Source organism: Vibrio sp. 10N.237.312.B06 (assembly GCF_041464685.1).
Lineage (GTDB): Bacteria > Pseudomonadota > Gammaproteobacteria > Enterobacterales > Vibrionaceae > Vibrio > Vibrio tasmaniensis_A.
Window position 1 is genome coordinate 85,665 of the sequence record NZ_JBFSPI010000001.1, and the last position, 12,781, is coordinate 98,445.

The window sequence follows — 12,781 nt, forward strand, 5'->3', positions numbered from 1 at the left end:
TTTCGATAAGTATAAAAAAACGCCAATAACGAGCTCTGATTAGAGACATTATTGACGTTTTTTAGAAAACTTCAGCTAATTAAGCGGCATCTTCTTCTGCGTCTTCAACAGCTTCAAGCTTCTTTTCTTTTTTCGGAGCTGGTTTACGCTTAGCACCTAATGCGTAAAGAACTTCTTCTTTGTTCTTCGCTAGGTACATTGCAAGCTCTTCTTGCTTGCCTTCATCTTCAACTAAATCGCTTTTGCTTAATAGTTCAAAAAGCTCATCAGCCATATCCAGCATTTTGTCGTATGCGTCAGCTTCGGCTTTAGAGGTAAAAGTCATTTTCTCTTCTCCGTTGCGTTCGACCACGTACTTGACGATAACAGCCATGGTTAATCCTCTAAGTTTGATAAAATTTCACTGGCTTTTTATACAGTTTCTGATGTTAAAAGTCCAGTTGGAGCCCTAACAATGCGGCCTCAATCTTGATGTGTAGCCCAGTCTTCACAATAACTCATGAAAGATTTCAGCAGTGGGCTCTGGTATTTGTCTTTGTGAACCAGCATCCAGAAACGTCGTTTCATGTCGAGTGGGACATCGAGTGCTTTCACTCTGCCTGAGTCAATTGCTCGTTGCGCAGCCAGCCGTGATAAACACGCGAATCCAAGATTGGCAGAAACAGAATTGATGATCGCCTCAGTCGTGTTGAGCTCAAAGGATTCATACCAATGTTCGATGCGTGGTGCGACGGCACGCAGGAAAAACTCGCGAGTGCCTGAACCAGACTCACGTAAAATCCAATGACTATCTTCTAAATCGCTTAAAATCACTTTTTCTTTTGAATTGAGAGGGTGTTGATTACTAACAATAATACACATTTCATCGCTACTGAACTGGCTAGAGATCAACTCCGGATGGAGTGTTTTTCCTTCAATTAACGCGATATCCAGTTCATAATCCACCAACTTTTGGCAGATCAGCGCACTGTTTGAAATGAATAAGCTCTGATCTTGATGCTGAGTTAGCTCGCGAAAGCCAGACAGAATAAACGGTGCGACCTGATTACCAATCGTGTCACTCGCGCCAACCTTTAAATTGCCACTTAATGGTTGGTCATCTCGGAACAAAACATCGATACCTGCGGCTCTATGAAGAATCTCGTCAGCCAAAGGAAGTAGTTTTTGTCCTTCTTGATTGAGAATTAATCGGTTGTTGACCCGGTCAAATAGAGAGTGACCTAACTGTTTCTCCATTTCGCCCAGCGCCATGCTGACCGCGGCTTTAGACAGAAATAGCGCTTCCGATGCGGCGGTAAGCGTCGAATGCTGGGTAATGGTGACAAACACTTTGAGTTGTTTGATTGAAATATTAGCCATCAGGTTCCTAGTTTTACGCTGCTGGTGGAAAGATGTCGTTCAGTATTAATGAACACTTGTTATATATAATTGGATATTGTTTAACGAAGCGCAAGCGTATTATGGCTTCAACAAGCTGATGAGTTCACAAGTTTAGTGAATTAAGTTTAAGAGAGGCTGACATGATTCAACGTATTAAATATAGATTAACAGGAGCTCCAACACCCATGGCAGGGTTAGCACTCGCAATTGCAAGCTTAGGCTGGTGTTGGGATGGTGTTTTAGTCGCACAAGGTACTTTACACACTCCGGGTTTGGTGCAGTGGATCAGTGCTGGCATTGCGGCGGTATTACTTCTTGTTTTAGCTGTGAAATTTTTGATTCACGGCCACTTATTACGTGAAGACCTTGCTCACCCTGTTGTCGGTAGTGTGGTACCCACATTTGCGATGGGGTGCATGGTGGTGTCAGCGTCTTTGGCTCCAATCTCTCAATTCTTACAAGAAGCTGTGTGGCTCGCTTCGGTAGCGTTACATGTCGTGTTCTTGGTGAGCTTCTTATACCACAGAGCTAAAAACTTTGAGATTCACCACATGGTACCAAGTTGGTTTGTGCCACCAATCGGTATTATCGTGGCTGACGTTTCTTTTTCAGGTAACTCGATCTTAGAACCTGTTGCTCACGCGACTTTAGTCTTTGGCTTATTGGTTTACGCCGTAATGCTACCGCTCATGATCTACCGTTTGATCTTCTCTCATGAAGTGCCTGACGCAGCAAAACCAACCATTGCGATTATGGCGGCACCAGCAAGTCTATCTTTAGCTGGCTACCTAACGGTGACGGCAAATCCTTCGCCAGTGATCATTGGTTTGCTATTTGGTATCGCGGTGTTGATGACGTTTATTATCTACATCGCGTTTTTCAAACTACTTCGTCTGCCATTCAGCCCTGGCTATGCGGCGTTTACCTTCCCAATCGTGATTGGTGCAACGGCGTTATTCAAATTGGCGGCTTGGATGCAAACTGTTGGTGTGGAAGCTCACTATGTGGAGCAAGTGTTCAACCTAGCGTATCTAGAATTGATTATGGCAACGTTTGTAGTGGGTTATGTGGCGGTTCGTTATTACATGAATTACAAACCTCACCGTGTTCTAAGTGCGGTAGGCAGTAGATTGTAAGAAGCAATAGTTCAAAAGATAAACGGACCTTAAGTTTTCAGTATTTCATAAGCTTATATTCCTAATCCAAACACGGCACTTATGCTAATCTGGCTTTATATTGTGGCAAGATTAGCGTGAGTGCACTTTGTTTACTGTTTACCATTCCAATAAAGTCGATACTTTAAAAATCCTTCTCGTTCACTTAATTAAAAGTGACCCTTTGGCCAATCCTTTCGAAAAAGAGCAGATCTTGGTTCAGAGCCCAGGCATGTCTCAATGGCTTAAGATGGAACTCGCCAAAGAGTTTGGCGTAGCAGCAAATATCGATTTCCCACTTCCAGCAACCTTCATTTGGGATATGTTTACCCAAGTGCTTCCTGATGTACCTAAACGCAGTGCTTTTAACAAGGAAGCGATGACATGGAAGCTGATGAGTTTGCTACCCGCTAAGCTTGACCACCCTGATTTTTTACCTCTACAACGCTACCTTGAAAACGACGAAGATGATTCGAAGCTGTACCAATTAGCAGAGAAAATTGCCGATATCTTCGATGGCTACTTGGTGTATCGACCTGAATGGATGGCGATGTGGGAAGCGGGAGAGCCCGTTGCTGAATTGGTCGATGATGAAGGGCAGCAAGCTCACCCTTGGCAACCGATTTTGTGGCAAGCACTCTATGAGCAAACCCTGTCTCAAGGCCAATCAAAATACCACCGTGGGAACTTGTACCACGACTTCATTGAAGCGCTAGCCAAGCAACAAGGTCAATTGCAACATCTGCCTAAACGCTTATTTGTGTTTGGTATCTCTTCGTTGCCTCCTCGTTACATGGATGCGTTGAAAGCACTCGGTGAGCAGATTGATGTGCACTTGATGTTTACCAACCCTTGCCAACATTACTGGGGCGATATTCGCGACCGTAAATATTTGGCAAGAGTTGAAGCCCAGCGTCGTAAGCAGTTTGCGTTGGTTGATGGTTTACCTAAATTGGAGGGTGAAACTTCACCATTGAAAGATGGCATTGAAGCTAATATTGAAGACGAACTGCATACCAGCCAAGCCGTGGGTAATAGTTTACTTGCGTCTATGGGGAAACTGGGCAGAGATAACCTGTTTTTACTATCTCAATCAGACTGCGAAGAGCATGAGTTCTTTATTGATGTTGAGAGAGATAACCTATTGCATCAACTGCAAGCCGATATTCTCCAGTTAGAAGAACATCAAGACGACCACATATTAGATTCCAGTAACCATAAACAGGTTGTTGAACTTGGCGATCGCTCTCTAACCGTACATGCGTGTCATAGCCCAATGCGTGAGGTTGAAGTCCTTCATGATCAGTTGTTGGCGATGTTTGATGCCAACCCGACTCTGAAACCACGCGATATCATCGTGATGGTGTCTGACATTAATGCTTATAGCCCAGCGATTCAGGCGGTATTTGGTAATGCACCGGGTGAGCGTTATATCCCTTACTCGATCTCTGATAGAACCGCAGACCAAGAAAGCCCAATTCTGACCGCCTTCATGCAGTTAGTCGCGCTACCAAACACGCGCTGTCTAGCTTCTGAGTTGCTAGAGCTGTTAGAAATTCCTGCGATGATGGCACGCTTTGGTATTGACGAGTTTCAATTCGAGCAAGCCAAGCAATGGGTTGAAGAAGCGGGTATCCGTTGGGGTGTCGATGCTTCAACGGCGACAGAATTTGATTTACCTGCGACCGAGCAAAATACTTGGCTATTCGGCATTCAGCGCATGCTATTGGGTTATGCGATGTCAGACTCTGCAGGTTTGTTTGAAACTGAACACTCTCCGATTGCCGCTTATAACGAAGTTCAAGGCATTAACGCCGAACTTGCAGGTAAGTTAGCTCACTTTATCGATCGTATTGCCCATTACCGTCAACGCTTAACTGAAACTCAATCTATCGATATGTGGCGTGAAATCTTGCTGCAAATGATTGATGATTTCTTTGCGGTTGAACTGGAAGGCGAGGTGGTGCTTAAGTCGATACGTGATGCGCTTTCGCAACTGAATGAACAGCTTGATGATGCCTTGTATGAACAAGAGTTGTCGCCAAGCATTATCTATCAGTACCTCAATAATAAGTTATCGGGTGCACGTATTAGTCAGCGTTTTTTAGCAGGCCAAGTTAACTTTTGTACCTTGATGCCGATGCGTTCTATTCCTTTCAAAACCGTTTGTCTATTGGGAATGAACGATGGTGTTTACCCTCGCTCAATGCCACCAGAAGGTTTTGATCTAATGAACGGGCGCACACGACCAGGGGATCGTTCTCGCCGTGATGATGACCGCTATCTATTCTTAGAGGCGATGATGTCAGCACAAGAGTGTTTGTACATCAGCTATGTCGGCCGTTCGATTCAGGATAATACTGAGCGAGTGCCATCGGTATTGGTTTCAGAGTTGATTGAATACTGCCAACAGAACTACTGTTTGAGTGACGACCAAGCCTTACCAAGTGATGATTCAGGCATCAAGCTGACTCAAGCGATCAGCTTTGAACACACCATGACACCGTTCAGCCCTGCTGCGTTTACTCAAGGTAATGCGAGCCATGTGCTGAGTTACGCCAAAGAGTGGCTTCCAGCGGCTAACCGTACCGGTGAACGCAGTGGTGAATTCAATCGTGCGTTGGATGACTATTTGTTGGGTGCGACGTACCCGTTAGAACTCGATTTGGTTGAGTTACAGCGTTTTTGGCGTTTGCCAGTGCAGTACTTCTTTAATCGCCGCCTAAAAGTGGTATTTGAGCCGCCACTTCCTGTGATGGAAGACGATGAGCCATTTGTACTTAATGGTTTAGAGAGTTTCCAACTTAAGGATGCTTTGCTGCAAGTGCTGCTAGACCACCCTGAAGGCGCAGACGAAGCAGTGCGACTGTTTGTCTCTGAGCAAAAAGCACAGGGCCGATTACCGGTTGGCGCCTTTGGTGATATCGAGTTTGAAACCAACCGTGTTCAAGCGGAAGACTTAGCTAAAGAGATTCGATTTGTGAGCGGCTCGCCGCAACAAGATCTCGAAGTGAATATCGAATTTGATGTGTTAGGCGAAGGTAAACCTGTTCGCTTGATGGGTTGGTTAACTCAAAACTATCAATCGGGTCTAGTTCGTTTCCGTAGCGGAAAAATACGCTCTCAAGATTACTTGGCTGCGTGGATTGATCATCTATCCTGCGCTGTGATGGGGCACGGAAAAACGACCCATATTATTGGCTATGACAGAAAAGAGGGCGTTGTTCACCAAACGCTACAGCCTATCGGCGATGCGCAGCAGGCGAAGAGCTTGTTGGCTGAATTAGTGCGACTGTTTTATCAAGGCATGACAGCACCGCTACCTTACTTCCCGAAAACCGCATTGGCTGGCGTTGAGGCTGGCTTTAGTCGTGGTAAATGGGTCGATGACGAAGAAAAGTCACTTAAGAAAATGGCCGATACTTTTAATGATAGCTTCGCTTTCACGGGCGAGGGCAGAGATACCTACATCTCACGTATTTGGTCTAAGTGGGATGATGAACTGGCTACTGAGTCGCGTATGTATTCAACGCTTGTGCTACAGGCGGCAAGGTTGGCTGCTGCCGATCTGGAAGAGCAGGAGTAAGTGGCTGTGATCGACAAGATCAATAGCGTGCGCGCTGAATTAATAGAAGACGAAAGAGAGTCGCTGGTCAGCATTTGGGGTGCTTGCTTTCAAGGTGAAGGGAATCGAAGTGAAGCAAGGTACAGGAAATAAAGTGGCCGCCAGTAAATCATTATTAGTGTAGGGCGTTCGCTGTACGGCCACAGGTCAGAGGGACCATTATTCTGTGGTTCAAAGTAGCGCCGGAAAGTACAAAACTCGTACGCGCTCCTGAACTCGTGGGCGCATAGTAGCGAGGCGATCTGAATTGATCCGTGAGAGAGATCGCACTAACTATTAACAAATTAGCGTAGGGCGTAAATTGAATGACGTTTTCCACGCTAGGTCACATTTATAGCAATAGTCACATTTTTAACAGACTCATCTATCAAAAGGCAGTAAGGCATGACGACCACAAGCAGTGTTCAGGTAATCACTCCACAGACACTCGATACCATGACGTTTCCACTTCATGGCGCGCGTTTAATTGAAGCATCAGCGGGTACGGGTAAAACATTTACCATCGCTGGCTTGTACTTGCGCCTACTGCTCGGGCACGGCACGGCTGCACCGCAAGGCGATCTGACTGAAGCCACTCGACACCATGAGCCGCTAACCGTAGACCAAATTCTGGTGGTGACCTTTACTGAAGCGGCAACGGCTGAGCTGCGAGACCGTATCCGTGCTCGAATCCACGATGCACGTATTGCGTTTGCACGTGGGCAAAGTGACGACCCAGTGATTGCTCCTTTGTTACAAGCCATCGATGATCATGCTGGCGCGGCTAAAACCCTGCTTAATGCTGAAAGACAAATGGATGAAGCCGCGGTCTACACCATTCACGGTTTCTGTCAGCGAATGTTGACCCAAAATGCTTTTGAATCAGGAAGCCGTTTTGATAATGAATTTGTGACCGATGAAAGCCACCTAAAAGCACAAGTGGTCGCCGACTATTGGCGTAAACAGTTCTACCCGCTGCCGATTCAATTAGCTGGCGAGGTTCGTAATATCTGGGGTTCTCCCGCTTCGCTATTGGCTGACGTAAACCGTTATCTGACAGGATCTCCGTTGAAGCTAACGGTAGATGCGATGTCTGGCGACCTGCAAACTCTGCACAATCAAAACCTAGATAAAGTGAAGCAACTTAAGGCGTTGTGGTGTGAATCTGAAGCGGACTTTTTGGCTTTGATTTCAGGTTCAGATGTGAACAAGCGTAGCTACACCAAGAAGTCTTTGCCGACTTGGTTAGAAGCCGTCACAGCATGGGCGCAGAGCGACACTCATGATTACCAGTTTCCAGACAAGTTAGAGAAGTTCTCACAAGCCACGTTAATTGAAAAAACACCAAAAGGTACTGCCCCTCAACACGCGGTGTTTGAGGCTATTGAGAATTTCTTAAACTCTCCTGCAGATCTGAAAGCTCCCTTGTTGGCACATGCTATTACTCATTGTCGAACCATGTTAGCCAAAGCTAAACAACAAAAGCAGTGGTTATCGTTTGATGATTTGCTGACTCAGTTATCCGCGTCAATTGATGTGGATGAGCAATCCTTGCTGGTGGAGAGAATTCGAACCTTATACCCAGTGGCGATGATCGATGAATTCCAAGATACCGATCCGCTGCAATACAGTATTTTTAGCCGAATCTATTTAGAAAATCCGCAATGTGGCCTGTTTATGATCGGCGACCCGAAGCAGGCTATCTATGGCTTCCGTGGCGCGGATATCTTTACCTACATTAAAGCAAGAAACCAAGTTAGTGCTCACTATACGTTAGGCACTAACTGGCGTTCGAGTGCTGATATGGTCAGCGCGGTAAACCAAGTGTTTATGAATTCGGATAGCCCGTTTATCTACGACCAAGACATTCCATTTTTGCCTGTTGCTGCGAGTCCATCGGCCGACAAACGCCAATGGGTGATGAATGGTGAAACTCAGCACGCGCTCACCTTTTGGCTACAAGAAGCGGAAGATAAGCCACTACCAAAAGGCGAATATCACAAGGCCATGGCCGAGGCGACCGCGAGTCAAATTCAAACCATTCTGACCGCTTCTCAAAACGAGCAGGCTTATTTTGATAACGGTAAAAAACAACATGCCGTGAATGCAGGTGATATTGCTGTTTTGGTTCGAACCGGTAGTGAAGGTCGCCTAATTAAAAATGCGTTGTCGGAACAAGGCATTGCGAGCGTGTATTTGTCTAACCGAGATAGCGTGTTCACCAGCTTGGTCGCACAAGACATTCAACGCCTATTGCAAGCGGTGCTGACGCCTGAAAATGACCGTGCATTGCGGGCGAGTTTAGCGTCAGAGTTGTTTGCTTTGGATGCCGCATCATTGGATGAACTCAACAACGATGAAGTGGTTTGGGAAAATGTCGTTAACGAATTCCGAGAATATCGTAAGTTGTGGCTGCAACGTGGCGTATTACCAATGCTGCGCAGCGTGATCAGTAAAAGGCACCTCGCGGAACGCTTACTAGAAGAAGAAAATGGTGAGCGCTCACTCACTGATTTGATGCACATTGGCGAACTGTTGCAACAAGCTAGGCAGGAGCTCGACAGCGACTATGGCTTGTTACGTTGGCTAGCAGAAGCGATATCAGATGCGCAAAATGGTTTAGGTGGCAGTGAAGACGACATTCAACGCCTTGAATCAGAGAGAAACTTAGTTCAAATCGTCACTATTCATAAATCGAAAGGTTTGGAATATGACCTAGTATTCCTGCCGTTCGTGGCGAGTTATCGTGAAGCGAGTGAAGGTAAGTTCTACGACCATGAATCAGATACCACAGTGCTTGATATTACGGGTAGCGACAGTGCCTTAGCGCAAGCCGACAAAGAGCGATTGGCGGAAGACTTACGTTTGATTTACGTGGCGCTTACTCGTGCCGTTTACGGTTGTTTCATTGGTATGGCTCCTTTACGTAAAGGGCGTTCAACCAAAGAGCCGACCGGTGTTCACTTAAGTGCCATGGGCTACTTGGTTCAAAACGGACAAGAGCAAGGCATTGCTGAGTTACATCAAGCTCTGTCAGCGATTGAGGGTAAGAATTCAAGCGTATTGCTGTCTGAAACGCCTACCGCTCACGAACAAGTTTTTGTACAAACAGAGCAAGTGAGTGACGACTTACAGGCCAGTGAACTGAAGGCTTCAATTGACAGAGCTTGGCGAATTACCAGTTACTCGGGACTTGTAAAACAAGGCAGTCACGGCGCAAGTCATGATGCCACGATTGAGGTGTCTGGTTTCGATATTGATTCGGCTGATGAACAAGATGAGTTGGAACTGATTGAACCTGAACGTTCTATATTCACGTTCCCTCGCGGCGCTCGCCCTGGTACTTTCTTGCACACCTTGTTTGAGGATGTTGAGTTTACTGAGCCAGCAACCAGCGAACATAACACGCAAGTAATCACTCACTTATTAGAGTCGGAGCAATACGAACTAGAGTGGTTACCAGTGCTTCAACAACTGGTTGATACGGTGCTGAACACCGCGTTGGATGGCAAAAATCTAAAGCTGAGTGAGAAAGACTCGACTCAACGATTAGTCGAAATGGAGTTCTTATTACCGATCGAAGTGTTGGCCGCATCAGAGCTGAATCAAACCATTCAATATCATGACCCGTTGTCGGCTAAAGCGGGCGACCTAGGTTTCCAAACCGTGCAAGGCATGTTGAAAGGTTTCATCGATTTGGTGTTCGAGCATCAAGGTAAATACTATGTGCTCGACTGGAAATCGAACCATTTAGGTGATGACGTTGCCGTCTACCATGGTGAAGCACTGAAATCGGCGATGGCTGATCACCGCTACGATCTGCAATATCAAATCTATGCGTTGGCATTACATCGCTTCTTACGCAGCCGTGTTGCAGATTACAGTTATGAACAACATTTCGGTGGGGTTTATTACTTGTTCTTAAGAGGAATGGACGGCCAATCTCAACAAGGTATTTTCTCGGCGAAACCAACACTGGCTTTGCTCGATGAAATGGATCAATTGATTGACGGTAAAGTGATAGACAGACGTTCAGCACAATTGAATGACAATGAAACTGGACAGATGGGGCTTCTATAATGACAACAGTGACCACTAATACCTGCACAGAGACAGTGAATTCAGTTAAGCCTGCTTCACTTATCCCTGAGCAGCTCATGGATGTATTAAAGTTCCTAGCGGACAAAGGTTCAATTCGTCAGCTGGATTATCAGTTTGCTCGTTTTATTGCTCAACAAGCGACGAGTCATTCTCAAGAGGTCGGGTTTCTAGCTGGCGTTGTAAGCCATGAATTAGGCAAGGGGCATATTTGTACTCAGCTTATACAGCAGCATAAGGCAGGCCCTGAACTAACGACAGATCTAGCCCAGTTGCTTGGTTTGTACGGTGAAACGGCACTGCAATTGAACCAAAAACTGTTGGGTATTGATTGGGTGACTGTTCTGCAATCATCTAACCTAGTTGGAACAACGAATGACTGCATTAAGCCGCTAATGTTTGATGGACAACGTGTCTACTTACAGCGTTATTGGAACTACGAAGTTGTGTTGGCTGAAACTCTAAACCGTTTAAGTAAGCCAGTAGAGTTCAATATTGAGCAGAAGAAGGCACTGACTGAAACGCTCAATCAGCTTTTTGCACGTAGTTATCATTTTCTGTTTAATGCCTTAGCCAAGGCTGAAGCAAACCAACAAACGTCTCAGGTATTACGCCAACAGCTGGTGTGTGATCATCTTGATATCGTCGATGAGCAATCTTTGAATTGGGGCGCAATTGATCAAGTGATCGTACAAGCTAAGCAAGTGACAGACCTAGATGTTCTAGACGCCTTGGTACCGTTATCAGCATGTTTGAATTGGCAAAAAGTAGCGGCAGCGGTGGCGTTAAGTCGTCGCTTCGCGGTGATTTCTGGTGGGCCGGGTACTGGTAAAACAACCACGGTAACTAAGTTGCTTTCGGCTATGGTTGAGCAATCACTCAGCCAAGGTAAAATACCGACGATCAAGCTGGTGGCTCCGACAGGTAAAGCGGCGGCGCGTTTAACTGAGTCGATTGGTAAAGCGATTGAACAATTACCTCTGGCGCCTGAAGTAAAGGCCAACATACCGACGGAATCGAGCACTTTGCACCGATTACTTGGTGCGATCCCCAATCGAGCGGAGTTTAGACATAACCGACGTAATCCACTTCACCTTGATATCTTGGTGGTGGATGAAGCATCGATGGTCGACTTATCCATGATGTATAAGCTGGTGGATGCACTCCCTGAACACGCAAGGTTGATTCTGCTTGGTGATAAAGACCAGCTCGCTTCAGTAGAAGCTGGTGCCGTGTTGGGTGATATCTGCTCGTTTAATTCAACAGGCTACAGCACAGCACAAGGTAACTTGATTGCGGAAATGACAGGCTTTGATGCGATAGCTAAACCCAGACAGGTCAAAACAGGATCGGCTAACCCTCCTGCGATTGCCGATAGTTTGTGTATGCTGCAGAAGAGTTACCGTTTTGATGCACGTTCAGGTATCGGACAGTTGGCAAAGGCGATCAATAACGGCTCTGCTAATCAGGTCGATCAAGTGTTTGCGAAAGGGTTTGCGGATATTGAGAATCATCCCTTGTCGAGTGACAGCTATAACTTGATGCTACGTACTTTAGTTAATGAATATGGTGCGTATCTGAACCGAATGAATGTGCCATTGGAAGAGCTAGAAACTCAAGAAGCGAGAGCGAAATCGGTTCTCGATTTGTTCAGCCAGTGTCGGTTGCTGTGTTCCATTCGCGAAGGTGACTTTGGTGTTAAAGGCCTCAACCACAGAATCGAAAGGGCACTTGCCGCAAGACGCTTGGTGAATCCGCACAACGATGAATTGTGGTATCACGGGCGACCAGTAATGGTAACGCGCAATGATCATGGCTTAGGTTTATACAATGGTGATATTGGTATCTGTATGCTTGAGGCTGATGTAAGTAGCTCTTCTTCAATTGATGATAACTCAGCCCCTCGATTAAAGGTGTACTTTGAATTGCCCGATGGCAGTGTAAAAGCTGTACTACCAAGTCGAGTGCCTGATCATGAAACCGCGTATGCAATGACGATACACAAATCTCAAGGCAGTGAATTTGATCTGACCTTAATGATCTTACCGCCAGACTTCAGCCCTATTTTAACGCGAGAACTTATCTATACGGGTATCACGCGTGCTAAGAAACGACTGATGATGTTCAGTGATACCAATGTCTTGAAGCGTGGTATTAAGGTAAAAACAGAGCGAGTGAGTGGTTTAGGAAGTCGACTAACCAACTGACGGTCAGTGGTTTTAGTGGAGGTGTTGCTGGAAGTAAAACGACGAAATAGCAGGGTAAATCGTATACACAAAGCAACCATCCGTGGTTGCTCTGAACGTTATTAGGAATCCGTGCCTAAAAACGCTCGAGTAAACGATATATGGTTTATTTTGTACTTTGCTTGGCAATTCAAAATAAACTCTTTTAGGTTCTCGCTCACAGGGAACACGCAGTGTACGTCTAACCCTTCTAAGAATTGGTTATCAGCCATATCCCAAAAACTTTGCAGCGAGTTACAAACAATGGTTCTCATATCAATGTTGCTCTTTTGCTGTTTATATTAACGAGCAGACTGACT

Annotated in this window: 7 protein-coding genes; 4 read left to right on the forward strand and 3 right to left on the reverse strand. The window is 45.8% G+C overall.

Annotation, left to right across the window (positions count from 1 at the left end; genetic code table 11):
• Positions 1-79: 79 nt before the first annotated feature.
• Complete coding sequence (locus tag AB6C75_RS00375) at positions 80-373, reverse strand: YebG family protein (protein ID WP_004735185.1); 294 nt, start codon at positions 371-373, stop codon at positions 80-82.
• An 89-nt stretch (positions 374-462) separates the two neighbouring features.
• Positions 463-1,359: a LysR family transcriptional regulator gene (locus tag AB6C75_RS00380; protein ID WP_009848350.1), complete on the reverse strand. Its 897-nt coding sequence runs from the start codon at positions 1,357-1,359 to the stop codon at positions 463-465.
• Positions 1,360-1,520: 161 nt separating this feature from the next.
• Here AB6C75_RS00380 and AB6C75_RS00385 point away from each other — a divergent pair, with 161 nt between their 5' ends.
• The 4 genes from AB6C75_RS00385 to recD all read left to right on the forward strand — a co-directional run bounded on the left by AB6C75_RS00385 (position 1,521) and on the right by recD (position 12,443).
• Positions 1,521-2,516: a TDT family transporter gene (locus AB6C75_RS00385; RefSeq protein ID WP_372106356.1), complete on the forward strand. Its 996-nt coding sequence runs from the start codon at positions 1,521-1,523 to the stop codon at positions 2,514-2,516.
• A gap of 127 nt (positions 2,517-2,643) precedes the next feature.
• On the forward strand, positions 2,644-6,120 hold the full coding sequence (gene recC, locus AB6C75_RS00390; protein ID WP_372106358.1) for an exodeoxyribonuclease V subunit gamma: 3,477 nt from the start codon (positions 2,644-2,646) through the stop codon (positions 6,118-6,120).
• A gap of 423 nt (positions 6,121-6,543) precedes the next feature.
• Positions 6,544-10,218, forward strand: a complete 3,675-nt coding sequence (gene recB / locus AB6C75_RS00395) for an exodeoxyribonuclease V subunit beta (RefSeq protein WP_372106360.1) — start codon at positions 6,544-6,546, stop codon at positions 10,216-10,218.
• The gene (recD, locus tag AB6C75_RS00400; RefSeq protein WP_372106362.1) at positions 10,218-12,443 is read left to right on the forward strand and encodes an exodeoxyribonuclease V subunit alpha; all 2,226 of its coding nucleotides are present in this window, start codon (positions 10,218-10,220) and stop codon (positions 12,441-12,443) included. Before recB ends, recD begins: the two co-directional genes overlap by 1 nt.
• Positions 12,444-12,544: 101 nt before the next feature.
• Here the strand turns inward: recD and AB6C75_RS00405 are convergent, their stop codons facing one another.
• Positions 12,545-12,736, reverse strand: a complete 192-nt coding sequence (locus AB6C75_RS00405; RefSeq protein ID WP_008223046.1) for a hypothetical protein — start codon at positions 12,734-12,736, stop codon at positions 12,545-12,547.
• Positions 12,737-12,781: the final 45 nt, after the last annotated feature.